General features: G+C 74.3%; 15 protein-coding genes. 8 read left to right on the top strand and 7 right to left on the bottom strand.

All coding sequences use genetic code 11. From position 1 onward, the window contains the following. Positions 1-183: 183 nt before the first annotated feature. The 4 genes from AB0G01_RS24090 to AB0G01_RS24075 all read right to left on the bottom strand — a co-directional run bounded on the left by AB0G01_RS24090 (position 184) and on the right by AB0G01_RS24075 (position 5195). On the bottom strand, positions 184-1443 hold the full coding sequence (locus tag AB0G01_RS24090) for a GAF domain-containing protein (RefSeq protein ID WP_360949112.1): 1260 nt from the start codon (positions 1441-1443) through the stop codon (positions 184-186). Between the two features lie 425 nt (positions 1444-1868). After that, positions 1869-2906 carry a transporter substrate-binding domain-containing protein gene (locus AB0G01_RS24085; protein WP_360949110.1) on the bottom strand — a complete coding sequence of 346 codons (1038 nt, stop codon included), beginning with the start codon at positions 2904-2906 and terminating at the stop codon, positions 1869-1871. After that, the gene (locus AB0G01_RS24080; protein WP_360949108.1) at positions 2903-4156 is read right to left on the bottom strand and encodes a hypothetical protein; all 1254 of its coding nucleotides are present in this window, start codon (positions 4154-4156) and stop codon (positions 2903-2905) included. Before AB0G01_RS24080 ends, AB0G01_RS24085 begins: the two co-directional genes overlap by 4 nt. A 130-nt stretch (positions 4157-4286) precedes the next feature. After that, positions 4287-5195, bottom strand: coding sequence for an NADP-dependent oxidoreductase (locus AB0G01_RS24075; protein ID WP_360949106.1), 909 nt, complete (start codon positions 5193-5195; stop codon positions 4287-4289). Positions 5196-5574: 379 nt separating this feature from the next. Between AB0G01_RS24075 and AB0G01_RS24070 the strand changes: the two genes are divergently transcribed. Continuing rightward, entirely contained in the window at positions 5575-6228 is a 654-nt protein-coding gene (locus AB0G01_RS24070) for a papain-like cysteine protease family protein (RefSeq protein ID WP_360949183.1), read from the top strand. Between the two features lie 12 nt (positions 6229-6240). Further along, entirely contained in the window at positions 6241-7044 is an 804-nt protein-coding gene (locus AB0G01_RS24065) for a hypothetical protein (protein ID WP_360949104.1), read from the top strand. Here AB0G01_RS24065 and AB0G01_RS24060 read toward each other — a convergent pair. Continuing rightward, on the bottom strand, positions 6990-7961 hold the full coding sequence (locus tag AB0G01_RS24060) for an XRE family transcriptional regulator (protein WP_360949102.1): 972 nt from the start codon (positions 7959-7961) through the stop codon (positions 6990-6992). The genes AB0G01_RS24065 and AB0G01_RS24060 overlap by 55 nt on opposite strands. A 354-nt stretch (positions 7962-8315) precedes the next feature. Here AB0G01_RS24060 and AB0G01_RS24055 point away from each other — a divergent pair, with 354 nt between their 5' ends. After that, on the top strand, positions 8316-10037 hold the full coding sequence (locus AB0G01_RS24055) for a protein kinase (RefSeq protein WP_360949100.1): 1722 nt from the start codon (positions 8316-8318) through the stop codon (positions 10035-10037). Between the two features lie 66 nt (positions 10038-10103). Next, a complete protein-coding gene (locus tag AB0G01_RS24050) occupies positions 10104-10919 on the top strand; it encodes an SAM-dependent methyltransferase (RefSeq protein ID WP_360949098.1) in 816 nt (271 codons plus the stop codon). 94 nt (positions 10920-11013) lie between these two features. Here AB0G01_RS24050 and AB0G01_RS24045 read toward each other — a convergent pair whose 3' ends face one another. Continuing rightward, on the bottom strand, positions 11014-11769 hold the full coding sequence (locus AB0G01_RS24045; protein ID WP_360949096.1) for a lytic polysaccharide monooxygenase: 756 nt from the start codon (positions 11767-11769) through the stop codon (positions 11014-11016). Between the two features lie 485 nt (positions 11770-12254). Between AB0G01_RS24045 and AB0G01_RS24040 the strand changes: the two genes are divergently transcribed. Beyond that, entirely contained in the window at positions 12255-13175 is a 921-nt protein-coding gene (locus AB0G01_RS24040; protein WP_360949094.1) for a hypothetical protein, read from the top strand. Positions 13176-13262: 87 nt separating this feature from the next. Here AB0G01_RS24040 and AB0G01_RS24035 read toward each other — a convergent pair whose 3' ends face one another. After that, on the bottom strand, positions 13263-13718 hold the full coding sequence (locus AB0G01_RS24035) for a hypothetical protein (RefSeq protein WP_360949092.1): 456 nt from the start codon (positions 13716-13718) through the stop codon (positions 13263-13265). Positions 13719-14430: 712 nt separating this feature from the next. Here AB0G01_RS24035 and AB0G01_RS24030 point away from each other — a divergent pair. From AB0G01_RS24030 to AB0G01_RS24020, 3 genes are read left to right on the top strand one after another with little or no spacing between them, the layout of a single operon-like run. After that, positions 14431-15396, top strand: coding sequence for a TauD/TfdA family dioxygenase (locus tag AB0G01_RS24030; protein ID WP_360949090.1), 966 nt, complete (start codon positions 14431-14433; stop codon positions 15394-15396). Further along, on the top strand, positions 15389-17119 hold the full coding sequence (locus AB0G01_RS24025; RefSeq protein WP_360949088.1) for a non-ribosomal peptide synthetase: 1731 nt from the start codon (positions 15389-15391) through the stop codon (positions 17117-17119). Before AB0G01_RS24030 ends, AB0G01_RS24025 begins: the two co-directional genes overlap by 8 nt. Beyond that, positions 17116-20853: a beta-ketoacyl synthase N-terminal-like domain-containing protein gene (locus AB0G01_RS24020; protein WP_360949086.1), complete on the top strand. Its 3738-nt coding sequence runs from the start codon at positions 17116-17118 to the stop codon at positions 20851-20853. The genes AB0G01_RS24025 and AB0G01_RS24020 overlap by 4 nt, the downstream gene beginning before the upstream one ends. Positions 20854-20856: the final 3 nt, after the last annotated feature.

Raw genomic sequence — 20856 nt, 5'->3', positions numbered from 1 at the left:
CGCGCTCTCCGGACGTGAACGGTCGCCTACCCCGATTGTACGGCGCGACGCCCCTGCCCCAGGGGCTTCCGACCGAACCCACGACCGCCCGGCGGCGCGGGGAGCGCTGTGGTGCGCCGGGACGAGATCCGTCGACGCCCTCGTGGCGGGCGCTGCGGCTTCCCGCCCGTCCCCCGGGTCGGGTCAACGGCGGAGATAAGCGGCCAGGCCGCCGAACTCCTCGCTGGCGATGAAGACCGACCGCACGTGGATGAGGGCTTCCTCGGCGTGGGCGGCGCAGCCCCACGCCGAATCCCCCCACGAGTCGGCGATCTTGATCTCGGGGGACTCGGCGCACCCGGCCCGGCCGCCGAGCTGGCAGTGCTCGGGGTGCGGTGCGGGGGCTTGCGTGGCGGCGGCGGCGCGCACCTGGGCGGTGAGTTCGGCGGCGGCGGTGGCGCGCTCCTCGGCTTCGGCGCGGAGCTTCCGCTCCGCGCGCACCGCCTCGGCCAGGTCCTCGCGGGCGGCCTCGGCGCGGGCTTCGGCGGCCTGCTGCGCCTGCTCGCCGTGGTGGCGCTCGATGGCCAGGGCGGCGGTGCCGGCGAAGACCCGGATGAGCGCGAGGTCGGTGTCCTGCGGGACGCGCGGCACCCGGTGGTACATGGCGAAGGTGCCCAGCAGGCCGCCGTCGCGGGCCAGGATCGGCGTGGACCAGCAGGCGGCCAGGCCGGCGCGCCGGGCCAGGTCCCGGAAGTCGTCCCAGTACGGGTCGGTGGCGATGTCGGTGACGATCACCGGTTCCCGCCGGTGGGCGGCGGTCCCGCAGGACCCGACACCGTCACCGGTCGCGATCCCGTCGATGGCCCGGTTGTAGAAGTCCGGCAGGCTCGGCGCGGCACCGTGGCGCAGGTGCAGGCCGTCGGGATCGGCCAGCAGGACGGAGACGAGCAGCTCCTCCGGCGCGAGGTTCTCGATGCAGCGGGCCATCCCGTCGAGCACCTCGGTCAGCGGTGCCCGGCGGGCGATCTGCTCCAGCAGGGCGCGGTGCTCGGTCATCAGCCGCTGGGCGTGCTTGACCTGGGTGGTCTCCACCCCGATCACGCGGATGCCGGTCACCTCGCCGGCGGCGTCGCGGCGCGGCTCGTAGGTGAAGTCGAAGAACGCCTCCCGCGCGTGCGGGCCGGTGCCCAGCACGACGCGGACGTCGCGGCCGGTGTAGGGCTCACCCGTGCGGTAGACCCGGTCGAGCAGGGCGATGAACGGTTGACCGACCAGTTCGGGCATCAGGTCCACGATCGCGAGGCCGCTGCGGGCGCGTTCCTCGCCGATGGTGGCGAAGAACGCGGGGTTCGCCGTTTCCACCACGTGCGTCGGCCCGACCAGCGACGCGAACACGGCGGTGGACTGCCCGAACAACGCCCGCAGGTCCTCGTCCGCCCCGTGCCCGGCCGCCGGAGCCGCCACCGGCTGCCGACCTGATACCGCCACCATGGTTGAAGCCCGCCTCTCATCCGCAGGTGCCCGCGAGGGTCGACGACTCGCCGGCTGGTGACGACGGTAGCCGGCCGCCACCGGAACCGGCGCGATCAAGGACAAATCTACGGCACACCGGGTCGCCGTCACGGGTCGGGACCGAGGAATCGGGACGCGGACGCGGGCGCGGATTCCCGGACCCGGAGGTCTCCCGGGGCGGTGCGGCCAGGACGTGTTTCAGATGTGACGCAGCCAGGTGTCGTTGCCAGGTCTTGATGCCGCACTCGACGGCGTGGCACTGCTTGTAGACGTCCCGGTCGATCGGGGGTGCCCGCCGCAGAGTTCGCAGGCCAGGTGCAACCCGTGGTCGTCCGGTTCCCTGCCACCGGTACCGCGGGTTCGCCCGGTCACACGCGCTAGCGCTGGTAAGGCTCGTCGGGGATTCGGAGCGGGAGTTTCGTGGGTGCTCGGGCGAACTGCTCGTCGTAGATGGCTTCCAGGCGTCCGCCGCGCAGGTCGTCGAGCACGCGGTTGACGAAGCGGACCAGGTCCGGCTGCTCGCCGCTCACCGCCACGGCCGTCTTGACCGACCTCGGGTGGCGGTAGTCCAGCAGGACCGTGCCTGGGGTCTGGTACTGGTAGCCCAGCAGGATCACCACGTCCGAGTACACCGCGTCCACCAGGCCGCGTTGCAGCAGCATCAGGCAGTCGCTGGTGTCGGACACCGTCACGGCGACCAGCGCCCGCCCGGGGTCGCGGCGGCGCTGCTCGTCCCGGATCTCCAGGATCTCGTCGCTGTTGGTGGTCTTGTCGCCCGCGCACACCTTGCGGCCGGTCAGGTCCTGGGGTCCCGTCACGCCGCTCAACCCGGAGCGCACCAGCAGGCCGCTGTGCGTGTCCCGGTAGGGCCTGCTGTACCTCAGCCCGTACTCCTGCTCACGGCCGCACGTGACGCTCACGCTCGCGATCACCAGGTCGACCTCGCGGATCTCCGGCGACCGCTTCTCCTCGTTGACCGACGTCTTCAACGCGAGCAGGCGGCGGCCGGTGGGCAGGCTGACCAGGTCGAGGCCCGCGCCGCCGGCGGGCAGGCCCAGCGCGGCGGCCACCTCGCGCGCGATCTCGACCTCGAAGCCCGTGAGCTCGCCGGTCGCCAGGTCCCGCGTGCTGAGGAACTGCGCGGTCTGGCTCACGCCGACCACCAGCCCCTCCGCGCGAATCCTGCGGACGGTGTCGCCGTCCGGCCGCCCGTCCGGCCCGAGCGGGCCGGCGGCGGGGTCGAGGCTGCCGCCCGGCGCGTCCGGGCACGACCGGCCGGCCTCCGGCGACTCGGTGTAGCCCTCCGGGTAGTCGGGGGCCGTGGTCGACGTCGGGGCGCGGCCGTCCGGGGCGGCCGGTGCGGTGCACGCCGCGAGGCAGGTCAGCACGGCGACGAGGGCGAGGTACCTGATCACGTGTAGTACTCCCTGATCCGAACGCCGAGGCCGAACAGGGCCGACACCACGGCGGCGGCCATCAGCAGCGGGACGACCACGTCCCAGCCCGCGAGCGCGGACCTGGCCCCGCCCGTGGCGTCGTCGGCGGCGCGGGCGTGCTCGTCGATCAACGTGCTCAGCCGGGCGTCGAGCCGCTCCCCGTGGGTCTGCCGCGCGCCCGCCGGCGGGTCGGTGATCAGGCGGACCGCCTCGGTGAACGCCGGCGGCCGGCCACCCCGCGCCTGGGCGAGCAGCGCCTGGTCGTGCTCGACCCACGCGTCCACCTCGCTCAGCGCCGCCCGGTCGCCGCCGCCCCGCCGGACCGCGTCCCGGATCAGCTCGAAGGTCCTGCCCAGCGCGGCGAGGTCGCCGACCTTGGGGAAGATGATGATCCGGGCCTCGGCCTCGTCCGCCTCGCGGCCGAGGTTGCGGGCCTCGGCGAGGGCCTGCACGAGCGCGGTCTCCCGCGCGGCCTCCCCGCCGCGCGCCGCCGCGATCGCCGTCACCACGCCCCCGCCCACCAGCGAGACGAGCGTGAGCGCGGTGGCCAGCGCCAGCCCGCGGTTCAGCCGCCGGCGCGTGCGCCGGCGGACGAACACCTGCGCCCCGACGAGGACCACCAGCAGCACCGCCCCGAGGACGATCAACGCCCACGGCGGCGCGCCCGCGTCCCGCTGCGCCCGGACCAGCGCGTCGGTCTGGTCGACGTGCAGCTCCTTGGCCTTGCGCAGGATCTTCTCGCGCACCAGGTAGGAAGCGTTGGACAGGTAGGAGGTGCCGACCGGGTGCCCGGCGCGGCTCTCCACCCAGCCGACCTCGACCAGGGCCGCGTACCGGGGCAGCAGGTCGGACAGGTCGCGGATCAGCCCGGCGGCGGTGTCCTCGGTGTCGGCGTTGCGCGCCGACGCGACCCGCAGCGCGTCGGTGGCGGCCCCGATGTTCGCCCGGAACCCGTTGCGCAGCGGGGCCGCGCGCTGGGGGTCGACCAGCACCGCGTTGAGCGAGGCCGCGTCGGCGTCGGCCATGGCGCGGTAGACGTCGAGCGCCTTGGCGGTCAGCTCGGTGCGCCGGTCCGCCGCCTCCGCGACGCGCTCCTGCCGGAAGTCGAGCGCCGCCCACCCGACCAGGCCGGTCAGCAGGCCCAGTGCGGCGATCAGCGCCGCGAACGTCGAGAGCCGGTGTTCGGTACGCCTGGACGACGTGCGGAGCCGCGATAACCTGTCCGGCACTCCTGCCTCCCGGTGCTCGACCGATCACCCATTGTGGCCCATGGCGGGCCGTCGCCACGGGAGAACGGCGAGGTCGGGCGATCGCGGCGGCGTCGGGTGCGGATCGCGGGCCGTCCCGGGCCGTCCCGCCTCAGCCCCGCACGTCCAGGGTGATCTTCCCGCCGCTGTGGCCGGTGGCGCTGTCGTCCTGGGCGCGGGCGGCCTCGGCGAGCGGGTAGGAGCGGGCGTGGCGGACCACCAGGCGGCCGGTGGCGGCCAGGTCGGCGAGCTCGGTGAGCACGTCGGCGCTCTGGCCGCCGGGTTCGCCGCTGGAGAAGGGGATGCCCAGGTCGAACGCGGCGGTGTCGGCGAGCGTGAGCACCCGGTCCGTGCCGCCGCGCAGCTCGACCGAGTCCGGCAGCGCCCCCCGGCCGGCGGCGTCCAGCACGGCGTCCACCCGGGGCGAGACCGCGCGCACCCGCTCGACCAGGCCGTCCCCGTAGCGGACCGGGGTGGCCCCGGACGAGCGGATCGTGTCGGCGCTGCGGTCGCCGCCGGTCCCGATGACGGTCGCGCCGCGGGCGACGGCGAGCTGGGTGGCGAAACCGCCCACGGCACCGGCCGCGCCGTGCACGAGCAGCACGTCCCCCTCGCCGACGTCGAGCAGCCGCAGGCCGCGCAGCGCCGCTTCGCCCGCCGTCGGCAGCGCGGCGACGTCGCGCCAGGTGAGCGCCCGGGGCTTCGCCGCGATGACCGAGGCCAGCGCGTACTCGGCGTACGACCCGGTCTCCGCCCACCCGAACACCTCGTCGCCGACCGCCGCCGGCGCGCCCGCGCCGGCGGCGTCCACCACCCCGGCCAGCTCCAGACCCGGCCGGTGCGGCAGCGACAGGCGCACCACCCCGGCCATCGCACCGCTGCGCAGCTTCCAGTCGAACGGGTTCACCCCGGCCACCCGCACGGCGACCCGCACCTGCCCGGGACCTGGCTCGGGCAGGTCGACGTCCCGACCGCGCAGGACGTCGGAACCGCCGTACTCGGCGAACTCGATGGCGCGCATGGAGATCCTCTCGACAGGTCGGGCGGGCGATCATCCTCCCCCGCCACCGCCGGCCGCGCGCGGCACCCGCGTCGACGCCACCCCGACCGGACCACACCGTTCACACCGGGGTGAACGGCCGGTGAATGTTCTCCGACGGGCCGCGTTCCGGTGAACCCGCGCGTACCGGAGGGGCGGTTGCCCTTGTTCCCGCGACGACGCGGAGGCGGTGAACGATCACACGCCGTGCACGGGGAATCGAACGGCCGTTGTCCGGGAGGAGAACGGCGCGCACGGTAGTGCCGAGTCGGCCGGCCCACCACGCGGCCGACCGTCCCGCACTCGTCTTCCTTCCCCTGCAAGGAGAACACTCGTGGATCGGAAAATCCCCCGACGGGGGCTGCCCTGCCTGTTCGCCGTCGCCGCCGCGTTCAGCGCGTCGGTCGCGTTCCCGTCGGTCGCGACGGCGACGCCGGTCGACCAGGGCACGCCGCACGGCCTGATCAAGACCGAGGACCACCACCAGGTCCGCGAGATCACGCCGGTGGTCGCCCCGAAGAACCTCACCGCGGCGGCGTCCAAGCGCCTCAACTACACCCAGCAGGTGCAGCAGCAGAACCAGTGGTGCTGGGCCGCGACCGGGGCGAGCATCGAGCAGACCCTCGGCGTGACGGTCAGCCAGCAGTCGTTCTGCGCGGCGGGCAAGGGCTCCTCGGCCGGCTACTGCCCGAACCAGCCCGCCCAGATCCCGGAGATCGTGCGCGGCTTCCGCGGCACCGGCTTCAACGCCCAGGACGCCCGCGGCACGATCAGCTTCGCCTCGATCACCCAGCAGATCGACGCCGGCATCCCCAACCTGACCGGCATCTACTGGACCTCCGGCGGCGGGCACGCCGAGGTCATCTACGGCTACGACTCCACCAACCAGTCCATCCTCGTCGGCGACCCGTGGCCGACCTACCAGCGCTACCAGACGTGGTCGTACAACCAGTACCGGAGCAACGCCAAGTTCCGCTGGAACGACACCATCGTCAACATCACCAAGGCGCGATAAGGGGTTGAGGTCGTGATCTGCCGGAAGTTGTCCGTCCTCGCCCTGACCGCGCTCGCCCTGGTGCTCTCCGGTGCCCCGGCGTCGGCCCGCGAGGCGATTCCCCCACCCTCTCCGGAGGACTTCGCCGCCGCGCTCGACGCCGCGCGGACGCCGGCCGCGATCAGCTTCGCGAAGACCAACTTCCGGCAGGTCCACGGCACCGAGCCGGGCACCGTGACGGTCGCCGACCACGGGGTCGCGGCCTACGTGCTGAACCCCGAGTTCGTCCGGGGCGTCCCGGGCGCGCCCGCCGGGGTCCTCCAGTACATCGCGGTGACCGCCACGGCGGACGACGGGAAGCGCGCGACCCTGCGCGCCGACCCGCAGGGCACCGGCTCCTGGGCCGTGGGCAGCGTCTTCTCCGGCAACGACGAGGAGACCCTGAACCAGCGGCTCCAGCGCGGTTCGGTGCTGTTGAACGAACCCCAGATCAACGGCTGGTACGAGCTCGGCCCGACCGGCGTGGTGCTGTTGCAGGCGAGCCTGCCGCAGTCGCCGGTGGGCGCGTTCGTGCCGATCGCCGAGTACCAGGAGCAGGTCCGGGCCCGGTACGGCGACAAGCTGCCCGGCTCGGACTACCAGAAGGACCAGGGCATCGGGTTCCCCCAGCAGGACGCCGCCCCGCCGGCGGCGGCCCCGCCCGCGACGACGGGGTCCGGGTGGCCGATCGCCGGTGCGGCGGCACTGCTGGTGCTCGCGGCGGCCCTGGTGGTGCGGCGGCGTCAGTCCCAGAGGAAGTCGACCCCGGCGAGCGAGGAGTCCAGTCCCTCGAAGTAGGCGCACGCGAACCCGTTCGGCCCGCACAGCAGCGCCTCGCTGACGGTGGGTGCCTGCCCCTCGCGCGCCCGCTCGACCCGGGTGCAGCGGACCGGCAGCATCGACGGGTCGAAGTAGAGCCGGATCAGGTAGGTCCGCAGCCGGCCGCGGATCACCCGGTAGAACGTCGGCGCGCGGACGGGCGTGCTGAACTCCAGCGAGAAGCTGAAGATGTGCACGTCGCCCTCGGTGAGCTTGCGGTCGAAGAGGACCTCGAACACCATCCCGGCCGAGGACGGCCGCTTGCGCACCCGGCCGATCCGGCACCCGTCGCCGGCCAGCACGCCGGCGCTGTCGATGTCGGCGTCGGGTTCGCTCTGGTGGGTCACCACGAAGCCGTCCGGGCCCGAGCGCCGGGCCCGCACCGCCATGGTCGAGGTGATCCCCGCGATCTCGCCGGCGGCGGTCAGCCGGACGTCGTCGAACACGGTGGCGATGTCGAGGTCGGCGTTGCACGGGCTGCCGGAGACGCCGTCGAACTCGGTCAGCAGCGCGCCGGTGCCGGCCCAGCTCTCGGTGAGCTCCGGGATCGACGGCACCCGCTGGTCGAGCTCGGCCGCGCGCTGGTGCGGCCCGATCAGCACCACCAGGCTGTCCTCCGGGAGCTGGAGCACGCGCTCCAGGGCGCGCACGGTGTCCAGCGCGCGCGGCCCGGTCGGGTGCCGCAGGCCGCGCTGCCAGTAGCTCAGGGTGGACTGGGCGATGGTGACGTCCTGGGATGCGAGGTGGGCCCGCAGCCGGGACAACGACAGCCCGCGCCGGCGGATGGCCGTCGCCAGTGCGCGGTCGAACGGCCCGTAGCGCAACGCCTGGGCGAGATCGCCCGGCGGGACGGGAGCCGGTTGGGCACCTGCGAGCACTTGAACCTCATGACTCATGTGCGTTACCTCGCACTGCCGCGTCGTCGCAGCCTGGATACCAAGCCTTACGCACTGTAAGGACGTAGGCGGTGTTGGACCACCTACCAAAGTCGGGTGCGGCGGTATGGGGTATTGACGGCGACAACCACGGCCGATCACCGCGCGACCGTCCACAGTAGAGGGACGGGTCGGGGAGAGGGACGGGTCGGGCGGGGCCGCCGGTGGGCACACCCGGCCACCGCACGGTCGCGCCGTGCGGCGGGACGCGCTTCACCCGCGGTGACCGGTGCGGAGCTCTACGACGATCGGGGGAACCGCGCGCGGGGTTCGCACGTCGACTCGGAACGAGGCACCGGCCCACCCGAGGGAGTCATGACGGAGTCGTTCGGCCACTACGTGATCGGCGAGCTACTCGGACGCGGCGGCATGGGCGAGGTGCACCGCGCCCACGACACCGCGCACGACCGGGTGGTGGCGTTGAAACGACTGTCCCCGGCGCTCGACGACGAGGAATACCGCGCCCGGTTCCGCCGCGAGGCGCGGATCGTCGCCCGGCTGCGCGAGCCGCACGTCATCCCGATCCACGCGTACGGCGAGATCGACGGACGGCTCTACCTGGACATGCGCCTGGTCGAGGGGCACGACCTCGGCGAGCTCACGGCGGCCGGGCCGCTGTCGCCGGAGCGCGCGGTGCGGATCGTCGCGCAGGTGGCGGGCGCGCTCGACGCGGCGCACGCGGACGGGGTCGTGCACCGCGACGTGAAGCCGTCGAACGTCCTGGCGACCCCGGAGGACTTCGCCTACCTGGTGGACTTCGGCATCGCCCGCGACCTGCTGCCGACGGGGGCCGACGCGACGGCGTCCGGCGTGCTCGTCGGCACCCTGGACTACATGGCTCCGGAGCGGTTCGAGAACGGGGCCGTGGACGGTCGGGCGGACGTGTACGCGCTGGCGTGCGTGCTGTACGCGTGCGTGACGGGCCGGCGACCGTTCCCGGCGGACGGCGTGGCGGCCCAGATCTGGGCGCACCTGCGCAGCGCCCCGCCGTCGGCCGCGCTGCTCAACCCGGCGGTGCCGTCCGCCGTGGACGAGGTGATCCGGCGCGGCATGGCGAAGGACCCCGCCGACCGCCACCAGACGGCGGGCGCGTTCGCCGCAGCCGCCACCGCCGCCCTGACACCAGCCCGGCCGACACCGGCGGTCGCACGACCGTCCACTCCGCCCACCCGCGCCCCCGGGCCCATCCCTGTGTCCACCCCTGGGCCCATCCCTGTGTCCATCTCCGCGCCCACCGGCACGCGCATCGGCGCACCCGGCAGCCGGCCCGGTCACCCGCTCCCCCGGCCGGTGCCGCCCAGCCCACCGCCCGGCCACCGGTCCGGGCCGTACGCGGCACCGCCGGTCACCGCTGCCCGGTCCCGCAGGCCGTTGATCGCGGGCGCGGTGGCGTTCGCGCTGGTCGCGGGCTTGGTCGCGTGGTCGGTCACGCAGTGGTCCACGCACGGTCAAGCCACCCCGACGACCACTACCTCGACCACCGGACAGACCACGACCCGGCAGACCACCACCGAACGGAAGCCGACGACCACGACCACTCCGCAAGTCACTCCTGACGAGCAGGTGCTCCGGCAGCGCCTGCCGGAGGTGTACCGGGGCAACGCCTCCTGCGCGTCCAATTCGGACCGGAGCGCCGGCGTCACCGCGAGCGTCGTGTGCACGGAGGCCAACTCCGCGCACCGCCTGTTCCCTCCCCCGCAGCGCGCGGTGTTCCACCTGTTCGCCGACCGCGCCGCGCAGGACGAGTTCTTCCAGGGGATCGTGCGCGCGAACGGCATCCCGCGCGACGACGACTGGGGCGGCTGCCGGCCCAAGACCCAGCCGGTCCACTACGCGGTGTACTACCGGGACACCAGCGGTCCGCTGCCCGGCGAGTTCACCACGTGCTTCGTGCGGGACGGCGTCGGCCAGGTGTGGTGGGTGGACACCCGCACGACCACGGTCGGCGGCCTGCTGTCCACCGTCGCGACCACTCCGGACGAAGTGGACGAACTCGGTCACTGGTGGAACAGCATGATCTTGGTCGCCATGAGCTGACCGGAAACGCGTCCGGCGGCCTAGGCTCGGGGCCGGCAGTCACCACCAGCCCGGAAAGGCCGGCACATGACCTCCTTCGAACCGCGCAGCGATGTGGACCTGAGCGTGCCGTCCGCCGCCCGCGCCTACGACTACTTCCTCGGCGGCGCGCACAACTTCGCCGTCGACCGCGCGTTCGCCGACCAGGTGCTCGACATCGCGCCCTCGGTACCCGCCGTCACGCTGCTCAACCGGGCGTTCCTGCGCCGGGTCGTCCAGTACTGCCTCGACCAGGGCATCCGCCAGTTCCTGGACCTCGGTTCGGGCATCCCGACCGTCGGCAACGTGCACGAGATCGCCCAGCAGGTCGACCCGGCGGCGCGCGTGGTCTACGTGGACTACGAGCCGGTGGCCTACGCGCACGCCAAGCAGTTGCTGTCCGGCAACCCGTTCGCGGCGATCATCCAGGCCGACATCCGGGAGCCCGGGAAGATCCTGGACCACCCGGAGACCCGGCGGCTGATCGACTTCTCCGAGCCGGTCGCGGTCCTGATGGTCGGGGTGCTGCTGTTCATCTCCGACGACGACCGGCCCGCCGACCTGATCGCCCACTACCGGGAGCGGCTCGCGCCGGGCAGCCTGGTCGCCCTCTCGCACATCGCGAGCGAGCTGGCCTCCCCCGAGCTGCGGGCCGAGGTGGCGCGGCTGGTCCAGGCCTACGCCGCGGCCGACGAGTACGTGCACGTCCGCACCCACGAGGACATCCTCGCGTGGTTCGACGGGATGACCCTGGTCGAGCCGGGCCTGGTGTGCCTGCCGGACTGGAGCACCGACGGCCGGGTCGAGGACGGCGACAGCGTGGCGCGCCCGCTCGGCTACGGCGGCGTCGGCCGGGTGGGCTGACCCCTCGACGGGAGGACGCCCCCGGCTCGCGCCGGGGGCGTCCCGCGTCATGACCTGGTCCGGTGCCGCACTCCCGCACCGGCCGGATCGCGACCTAGAGCCGCTGCCAGAGCGACGCCACGTTCGGCGGCTCCCAGCCGGACAGCGAGGTGTGACCCTGGATGCAGCGGTACGACGAACCGCCGTAGGTCACCTGCGAGCCGGCCGGGTACGACACGCCGGTCGCCCACGGACCCGTCACGGGCGGGGTCGTGGTCGTCGTCGTGGTCGGCCGCGTGGTCGTGGTGGTCGTGGTGGTCGTCGTCGGGGTGGTCGTCGGGTTGGGGCCACCGGGGCCGACCTGGAGGTCGACGCAGTTGTAGAACGCCATCGCCGTGTCGGCGATGTTCCAGATGGCCAGCAGCTTGATGCGGCCGGTGCGACCGCCCAGGCTCACGGCGTGCTGGACCGTGCGGCCCGGCTGGCGACCGTGGTCGTTGAACTCGGCGATCTTGCTGCCGCCCACCCAGTACTGCCAGGTGCTGGTGGCGTGGTTGGCCGTGATCAGCCAGTTGAACGAGACGTTGTCGCCCACCGACGCGGCGGGCCACGCCTTGCGGTCGTCGTTCAGCGGTGCCCAGCGGGCGTCGCCGCCGTGGCAGTTCTGCTGCCCCTTCGGGCCTTCCACGCTCGGCGGCTCGTAGATGATGTCACCGCAGTTGGAGACCTTGCCCGCCGCGCAGTTCGCCTGCCGGCTGGGCGGCGAGGTGATGTAGCCGTGCGCGTTGGCCGGTCCCGCTGACACCACGACGATGAACGGGGCGATGCCCACGCCGGCGAGTACCGCCGCGAGCTTCCGTTTCAGACTCATTGTCCAGCTCCTTCGGAGGAACCCCCAAGGGGGGTTTCCCTGGGCAGGGTCCATATCCGCGGCGGCCGGATCCACCGGCCGCACCCGCCCACGACAGGGCGGCCACAACCGGCAAGTGGTCTAGACCATAGACGTGAAAGTCGTCCGGGTCAAGACGGCGACCCGGCTGGTCCGACCGGCCCACAGCACCCTGTTCCACGCGGCTGAGCAGGGGTTACGCGATCCGGAGTCGCTTCGGGAGCGGCGGTGCCCGGACACCGCTGCCACGTCAAGGGTGCCGGCTTCGCGGAACCGCCGGGAGCACCCGCCGCGCGTTAACAGCGGTGGGTTCTTGACCGGGACGACCGGCCGGGTCAGCCCGGTCCGCCGGGCGACCCGGGTGCGCGACCACGAACCCGTCGGCCGCCGGCGGTGTAACGCGTCCCGGGCGGCGGGAGATCACCCGGATGACCGACTCCGCCGATCGCGTCAGGAACAGGAAAGCATTGCCTCCCCTGGAAGTCAGCACCGGCACCTTCTACCCCGCGCGGTACGACCGCTACGCGGAGGAGGGCCAGGTGGGAGCGAAGGTCTCGCTGGAATACCAGCCCGCCACCTTCAAGATCAAGGACAAGTACCCCGACTACCAGGCCGGCACGCCCGCCGTGTTCCACCTGCTCCAGATCGTGCGCGAGGTCCGGCAGCCCGGCCAGGGCGGCGGGGCGCAGGCGGTGCAGGGCAACATCGGGTACGCCGAGCGGTGCGTCCCGGCCCACCTGCCGCACGCCGGGTGGGCGCTCGACGTCGACCTGATCACCAGGAAACCGGTCTCCACCGCGTTCAAGAAGATCGCCGCCGACCGCAAGGCGGAACTCGCGAACCCCGTGCAGCACGCCGCCGACTACCAGGCCCAGCAGACCGCCGACGACACGCTGGTCACCGGCCCCGTGCCGGCCGGCGGGGTGCTGGCGAGCCTGGACTACCGCTACTCGCAGCAGCGGCTGACCGAGACCATCCCGCTGTTCACCACGCAGGAGGAGCAGACCGGCGGGAACGCCCTGCGCGTGACCGACTGGAAGACGGCGGGCCCCAAGCAGACCCGGGCCACGCTCCGCGACAACCCGAACGTGCCGCTCGGCTCCGACGTCCTGGGCATGGACTTCCAGACCGCCGTGCTGCTCCAGTACCGCACGAACACCGGCCTGGTGAAGAACAAGTACGTCCTCGTGGTCTCCTGGGGCTGGTCGCGGGAGGCGGGCAAGAGCCTCATCACGCTCCGGGACGTCACCGCGCTGGCCGACCGGACCGGGCTCACCCCCGAGTTCCTGGCCGCCCGCACCCGGTGGAACGGCCTGACCGTCAACGACCCGGCCAACCCGAACGCCGGCGCGCACGCGGTGATCCCGATGCCCGACCACGACGTCTGACCGACCATGACGTCTGACCGGACGGGTTTACCGACCGACCACCGCGTCTGACCGGGCGGGTCGACCGACCGACGCCGGGCGGGCGGACTACAACGCGCACCAGCAGTAGAGCCGCTCCCCGGCGTCGCGGGCCCGCCGCGCCACCCCGATCAGCCCCTCCGCGATCTCGCGCACCTCCTCGACGGACGCGCCGTCCCACTCCTCCGCGCGCGCCCACTCGGCCGCCACCTCCGCGACCGCCGAGTCCGGCACGCCCGCCACCGCCGCCAGGGCCCGCTCCCCCAGCTCGAACACCCAGGCGTCCGTGTCCGCGCTCCCGTCCGCCGGCCACACCAACCTCGCCCCCGCGACGGTCGGGGTCCACGGGACACCCAGGGCGATGGCGACGAGCTGCCCGAACCCGACCGCCGGATCGACCCCCTTCAGCTCGAACCCGTCGAACACCGCGCCCGCCCTGGCGGCGGGACCGACCACGTCCCCCTCCACGGCGCGCACCACGGTTTCGGCGTCGGTGGCGCGGAAGTAGTCGGTCAGCACACCCATCGGTTCCTCCACTGTGGTCGGTCGTCCCAGTAGAGCAGACGGCACCGACAAAACCGGCCGGCCGGCAGGTCGGCCGGTCCGGTGCGCCGGGCGATCCCGAAGTGCCGGACCGGCGGCGAACGCGGGCGGTGACGATCCGGCGGTACTGCGGCACCGAAGTGGCCGATACCGGTCGGGGCGGGCCGGCCGGCGTGGACGATCTCGCCGACCAGGACACCGGCACGTCACCCGAACAGGCGATGAATTGTCGGCCGTGGACCGGAGATGACCGACGCAGCGTAGCCGCGAACCGGCTCTACCCGGGTTGCCGACTTCGGTTCTTCGCCACTCGGCAGAAACCCGGGACACATTGTCCGGCGGGCCGCCGTGGACGTGGTCGGGACCTTCCCGAAGGACACTTCCGGCCCGGCACTTCGGCCCTGACTCCATTCAGCCCTCCTCGGGCTGGCCCTGCGCGGCCTGCTCCAGTATGGTTCCGCCCCTTTCCTGTTTCCGCAGCTCACAAGGTTCGCTACGGCACTTCGGCAGCCACCCTTCCGGCCTATTGTGACCTGGAGCACATTCCGTTGCCGCCCGCCCGGCGGGCTTGTCACGATCGATCGCGAAGGACTGGGGAATCCTTTCGGGAACTCTGCGGAAAACCGCGCACCCGGATCTCGCTCTCACCACGAGAAGGCCCGCGCCCGGCGGCCGGCCTGAATATGGGGGAATCATGAAAACACTGCCGTTGGTGTTGCGCGCCCCGGAACCGGGAACGCCGCTCGCGGACTGGGTGGTCGGCGCGTGGCCCGAGGTGCGCGCCCTGCTGGACGTCCACGGGGCGGTCCTGTTCCGCGACTTCGCCGTCGCCGACGTCGCCGACTTCCGGCGGGTCGTGGTCAACGCGACCCCGGACCTGCTGGACTACACCGAGCCGTCGACGCCGCGGTCCACAGTGAGCGAACGGGTCTTCACCTCCACCGAGTACCCGGCCGACCAGCGCATCCGGCTGCACAACGAGATGTCCTACCGGCGCACCTGGCCGTGCCACCTGTGGCTGTGGTCGCGGATCGCCGCGCCGGTCGGCGGCCAGACCAGCCTCGCCGACTACCGCGCCGTGCTCGCCCGGCTGTCCGCCGGGACCCGCGAGGCGTTCACCACCAGGGGTGTCACCTACGAACGCCGGTACAACACCGGGTTCGACCTGACCTGGCAGCACGTGTTCAAGACCGACGACCGCGCGGCGGTCGAGGCCCAGCTCGACGCCGACGGCGTGGAGCACCGGTGGCTCGACGGCGGGGTGCTGCACACCCGGCAGACCGTGCAGGGCGTCCTGGAGCACCCGCGCACCGGCGTGCCCGCGTGGTTCAACCAGGCCAACCTGTTCCACCCGTCCGGTTTGGACCCCGACGTCCGCGCCGGGCTGGAGGCGGCGCTCGGCGAGGACGGGATGCCCCGGATGGCCACGTTCGGCGACGGTTCCCCGATCCCCGCGGAGACGCTGCGCGAGGTCCGCGCGGCGATCGACGCCGAGACCGTCCTGCCCGACTGGCGCGGCGGCGACGTCGCGGTGGTGGACAACCTGGCGGTGGCGCACGGCCGCGAGCCGTTCAGCGGTTCGCGCGAGGTGTACGTGACGATGGCGACGCCGATGCGGTCCGCGTTCGCCGCGCCGGTCACGGGCGGCCACCGTGGCTGAGACCTGCGTCCACGTCTTCGCCCGCCTCGCCGCCGCCCACCCCGAGCGGATCGCGGTGCGGCACAACGGTTCCAGCCTCACCTACCGGCAGCTCGCCCGGCGCGCGGGCGCGGTCGCCGAACGCCTGCGGGCGCGCGGCGTCCGGCCGGGTGACGTGGTGGCCACCCTGGTCGACCGCTCGGCCGGCGCGATCGTCGCCGCGCTCGGGGCCTGGGCCGCCGGCGCGGCCTACGCCCACGTCGACCCGGCCGACCCGGACGCGCGGGTGGCCGCGCTGGTCGGGCTGACCGGCGCGCGGGTGGTGCTCGCCGATGCCGCCAACGCCGGCCGCGCCCCCGGTGCCCTCCCGCTGACCGACGAGGAGCGCGACCTCCGGCCCGAGGCGGGGGACCTGGCCTACCTGGTGTTCACGTCCGGGTCGACCGGCGAGCCGAAGGCGGTGGCCGTCGGGCACGCGTCGGTGCTGAACTACCTGCGGGGCCTGCGGGAGCGGGTCGACCCGTGGCCGGACAGCTTCGCCGGCACCACGACGTTCGCCTCCGACCTCGGCAACACCAGCGTGTTCGGCGCGCTGCTCACCGGCGGCCGGCTGGACGTGCTCGACCGCGAGACCGTGCTCGACGGCGAGGCGTTCGCCGCGCGCGTGCGGGAGGTGGCGGCGGTGAAGTGCACGCCGTCCCAGCTCGAAGCGCTCGCCCGGCAGACCGGCGACCTGCGCCCGCTGCTGCCCCGCGACGTGCTGCTGCTGGGCGGCGAGGTGTTCCCGCCCCGGCTGGCGCGCGCGATCCGCTCCGCCGCACCGGAACTGCGGGTGTTCAACCACTACGGCCCGTCGGAGACCACGATCGGCGTGCTGGTCCACGAGGTGTCCACAGTGGACGGCGTGGTGCCGATCGGCCGCCCGCTGGCCGGCGTCGTCGCCGAGGTGGTGGACGACGCCGGCCGGCCGGTCGCGGACGGGGCACCGGGTCGGCTGCTGATCGGGGGCGCGGCGCTGGCCCGGGGCTACTTCGGCGACCCGGCGCGGACCTCGGCGGTGTTCACCGGGGAGGGCGCGGCCCGGCGGTACGCCACCGGGGACCTGGTGCGGCGCACCGCCGACGGGTACGAGTTCCTGGGCCGGGCGGACCGGCAGCTCAAGGTCCGGGGCCACCGGGTGGAGCCCGCCGAGGTGGAACGGGCGCTGCTGACCGCGCCGGGTGTGGACGCCGCCCTGGTCGTCGCCGACGCGCCCGCCCCGGACGCGCCGCTGGAACTGGTCGCCTACCTGGTCGGCACGGCCGACCCGGTGGCGGTGACGCGGCACCTGGCCGCGCTGCTGCCGTCCGGTCACGTGCCGAGCCGGGTGCACCGGGTGCCGCACCTCCCGACCACCGCCAACGGCAAGGTCGACCTGGTCGCGGTGCGCGCACTCGCCGAGGCCGCCCAGGACGCGCCGGCCGCGCCCGCCCCGGCCGCCGCGCCGAGCGGCGGGACCGAACTGCTCGTGGCGGGGATCTGGTGCGAGGTCCTCGGGCGCGAGTCGGTGGCCACCGACGTGAAGTTCGCGGAGCTGGGCGGGGACTCGTTCAAGAGCCTGGCCGTGTTCGGCAGGCTGCGCCGGCACTTCCCGGCGTTGACCATCGGGCAGCTCTTCGCCCACCCCACCGTGGGCGAGCTGGCCGCGGTGATCGCCGGCGGACCGGCCGCCGCGCGGCCCGCGACGACCGTGGTCGAGCTGTGACCGGCCCGATCGCCGTCGTCGGCGTGGCGTTCCGGCTGCCGCGCGCCACCGGCTGGGCGGAGCTGACCGCGATCCTGGCCGAGGGTCGGGACGCCGTCGGTCCGCTGCCGGCCGACCGCGCCGAGCGGACCGGACTGGCGCTGTCCGGCGACGAGAAGCACGGCGGCTGGCTGGCCGACATCACCGGGTTCGACCACCGCCGGTTCGGGATCTCCCGGGCCGAGGCCGAGCTGATCGACCCCCGCCAGCGGCTGATGCTGCTGCTCGCCGCCGAGGCCGTGGGCAACGCCGGGTACGCCGGTCTGGCGGGCCGCCGCACGGCCGTGCTGGTCGCCGCGCACGGCGGCCCGCACCCCGGCCTGTACGACCTGCTGGACGAACGGGACCGGGCGACCGGCCCGGCGTTCGCGGGCAGCCTGCACGCGTTCGCCGCCGGCCGGCTCGCCTACCACCTGGACCTGCGCGGACCGGCCCAGGCGGTGGACACGGCGTGCTCGTCGTTCCTGGTCGCGCTGCACGAGGCGCGGGTGAAGCTGGACCGCGACGAGGTGGACCACGCCCTGGTCGGCGGCTGCGAGCTGGTGCTCGGCGCGCCGCCCCGGCGGGTGGCGAACCCGGACGGCCTGGGCGTGGAGTCGGCGACGGACCGGTGCCGGCCGTTCGCCGCGTCGGCCGACGGGGCGGGTTTCGGCGAGGGCGGCGGGTTCGTGCTGCTCAAGCGCTTGGCGGACGCGCTGGCCGACGGTGACGTGGTGCACGCGGTGCTCACCGGCAGCGCGGTCAACCACGACGGCGGGCGCAGCGACGGCATCACCGCGCCGAGCCCCGCCGCGCAGGCCGAGGTGATCGTGCGGGCCCGGCAGGACGCGGGCGTGACCGCCGAGGAGGTCGGCTACGTCGAGGCGCACGGCACCGGGACCCGCATCGGCGACCCGATCGAGGTCCAGGGCCTGCTGGGCGCGGGCGCGCGCGGTCGGGTGTCGTCGGTGAAGGGCACGTTCGGGCACCTGGCCGGGATGGCGGGCCTGGCCGGGCTGCTGCGGGTGATCGCGCAGTTCCGGACGGGCGAGATCTTCCCGACGACGCACTTCGACGCGCCGAACCCGTTGCTGGGCCTGCCCGAGGACGGTCCGCTGCGGATCGCGACCGGGCGGGTCGCGTGGACCGGCACGCCCCGGCGGGCCGGTGTCAGCGGCTTCGGGCTCAGCGGCACCAACGCCCACGTCGTGGTCGAGGAACCGCCGGCGGTCCCGCCGCGCTCTGCGGTGGGCAGTCGCCTGGTGGTGCTGTCCGCCCGCACGGAGGAGGGTTTCCGGTCCTACGCGGGTGTCCTGCACGACGCGCTGGAAGGCGTGACGGACCTGGACGCGGTCGCGGACGTGCTCGTGCACGGGCGTGAGCACCACGGCCACCGGTTCGCGGCGGTCGTGCGGAACACCGCCGAGCTGCGCGCACGACTGGTCACGGCGACGGCCCGCGCCACCGCGCCACCCGCGCTGGGGGTGGCGCTCGGCGACGTCGTCCCGGTCGAGGACCGGGAGCTCGACGAGCACGCCCGGCTGTTCCCGGCGTACGCCGGGGTGGTGGCCGCCGCGTCGGCGGCGGTGCCGCGCGCCCGGTGGACCGGGGCGCAGCGGCACCTGGTGCGGCTGGTCGCCGGGCACGCCGCGCTGAGGTCGTTCGGCGTGGAGCCCGACCTGGTGCTGGCGCACGGCGCGGGCACGGCGGCGGCGCGGGTGGTGCGCGGCGAGGACGACCTCGCCACCGCCCTGGCCGCCGTGCCGGACACCGCCGCCCCGGCAGATGCCGCCGCCCCACCGGACGTCGCCGCCCCACCGGACGTCGCCGCCCCACTGGACACCGCTGCCCCACCGGACGTCGCTGCCCCACCGGACGTCGACCGGTTGCGCGCCGCGACCCACGGCCGCCTGGTCGTGGACCTGGCGGGCGGCGCGCTGGGCCGGGCGCTCGACGAGATCGGCACCCCCCGGGTCACCCCGGGCCTGGCCGGCCTGGGCGCGCTGTTCGAGGCGGGTCACGACCTGGACTGGGCGCGGGGGTTCGGGAGCACCGGCACCCGCCGGGTCGAACTGCCGATCGCGCCGTGGGTCCTGGAACACCTCTGGCCGCGCCTGGCGGGACGTCCGGCGGCGGCCCCTCCGGACGAGCCGCCCGCCACCGGTCTGTCCACTCAGGACGCTGTGCTGGACCTGGCGCGCACGGTGCTCAAGGAACCGGGGATCACCCCGGCGGACGACTTCTTCGACGTCGGCGGGAACTCGCTGACCGGCACCCAGCTCGTCGGCCGGATCAACGCCCGGTTCGGCACCGACCTCGACGTGCTCGACCTGTTCGACTGCGCCGACCTCGGCGCGCTGGCCGGGCTGGTGGCCGACCTGGTGGCCGAACTGGTGGGGGACCCGGTGGCCGGGACCGCCCACCCGGCGGCGCGACCGGCCGGGCCGGCCCCCGGGTCCGGCGCGCTGTCCGGTCAGCAGGCGGCGATCTGGGCGGCCACCGAGCTCGACCCGGGTACCAGCGCCTACAGCGTGCCCGCCGCGTTCCTGCTCGGCTCCGACGTGGACGTCCCGGCGCTGGAGCGGCGGCTGACCGACCTCGTCGCGCGCCAGCCCATGCTGCGCGCCGCGCTGGACCGCGACGGTGCCCGCCAGGTCGTGCACCCGCCCCACGAGGTGCGGCTGGAGCGCTCGACCGTCGACCTGGCGGGCGACGACCTCGTGGCGCACCTGCGCGGGCTGGTCGCCCGGCCGCTGTCCCCGTACGGCCGGCCGCCGGCCCGGTTCGAGCTGATCACCGCGCGGCACCGGCACGTGCTGCTGCTGACCTTCCACCACCTGTTCTTCGACGGCTGGTCGTGGCGGCTGGTGCTGGACGCGCTCGGCGGCGGCGCGCTGCCCGAGCCGGACCGCCAGTACCTGGCCTACGCCGCCGACCAGGCGACCGCGCTGGCCGGCCCGCGCGGCGCGGAGCTGACCGGTTTCTGGACCGACTACCTGGCCGGCGCGAGCGCCACGGAGGTCCCGGCCGGGACCGGGCTGGCCGGCGCGAACCTGCCGCTGGTGCTCGACCCGGCGGTGGTGGCCGCGCTGCGCGAACTGGCCCGGCAGCGCCGGGTGAGCGCCCAGATGCTGCTGCTGGCCGCGTGGGCGGCGGTGCTCTGGCGGATCACCGGCGACCGGGACCACAGCGTCGCCGTGCCGGTGGCCGCCCGGCGGCCCGCCGACGAGCGCACGGTGGGCTGCTACGTGAACACCGTCCCGGTGCGGGTGCGGCTGGACCCGGCGCGGTCCTTCGGCGCGCTGCTCGACGTCGTGCGCGAGTCGTCGTTGCGCGCGGTGGCGCACGGCGACCTGCCGGCCGACCGGGTGCTGCGCATCGCCGGCCCCGCCGCGCCGACGACGTTGTTCGACTACCAGAGCGGTTTCGCCCCGCTGACCCGGATCGGCGACACCGCCGCCGAACTGCTCGACGTCGACCCGGTGGGTGCCAAGTACCCGCTCGCGGTGACCTGCGTCGAGTGGGGCGACGAGGTGCAGGCGCGCCTGGAGCACACCGCCGCCGTCGACCGGGACACCGCCGCCGGCTGGCTGGCCGACTACCGCGACCTGCTCGGCCGCGTCGCCGCGCACGGCCCCGACCGGGACCTGTTCGACCTGGTCCAGCCGGACGCCGTCGCCGCGCGACCGGTGTCGCTGCCCGATTTCCGCTTCTGAGCA

It is taken from the genome of Actinosynnema sp. NPDC023587 (assembly GCF_040640215.1).
Lineage (GTDB): Bacteria > Actinomycetota > Actinomycetes > Mycobacteriales > Pseudonocardiaceae > Actinosynnema.
Note: the sequence above shows the minus strand (reverse complement) of the source record. Positions and strands in the feature narration are given on the sequence as shown.

What these genes read in the sequence shown, in the direction of transcription:
- AB0G01_RS24075 (WP_360949106.1), bottom strand. Translation starts at nt 5,195, where the DNA reads ATGCGCGCCATCGAGTTCGCCGAGTACGGCGGTTCCGACGTCCTGCGC.
- AB0G01_RS24060 (WP_360949102.1), bottom strand. Translation starts at nt 7,961, where the DNA reads ATGAGTCATGAGGTTCAAGTGCTCGCAGGTGCCCAACCGGCTCCCGTC.
- AB0G01_RS24055 (WP_360949100.1), top strand. Translation starts at nt 8,316, where the DNA reads ATGACGGAGTCGTTCGGCCACTACGTGATCGGCGAGCTACTCGGACGC.
- AB0G01_RS24050 (WP_360949098.1), top strand. Translation starts at nt 10,104, where the DNA reads ATGACCTCCTTCGAACCGCGCAGCGATGTGGACCTGAGCGTGCCGTCC.
- AB0G01_RS24045 (WP_360949096.1), bottom strand. Translation starts at nt 11,769, where the DNA reads ATGAGTCTGAAACGGAAGCTCGCGGCGGTACTCGCCGGCGTGGGCATC.
- AB0G01_RS24035 (WP_360949092.1), bottom strand. Translation starts at nt 13,718, where the DNA reads ATGGGTGTGCTGACCGACTACTTCCGCGCCACCGACGCCGAAACCGTG.
- AB0G01_RS24030 (WP_360949090.1), top strand. Translation starts at nt 14,431, where the DNA reads ATGAAAACACTGCCGTTGGTGTTGCGCGCCCCGGAACCGGGAACGCCG.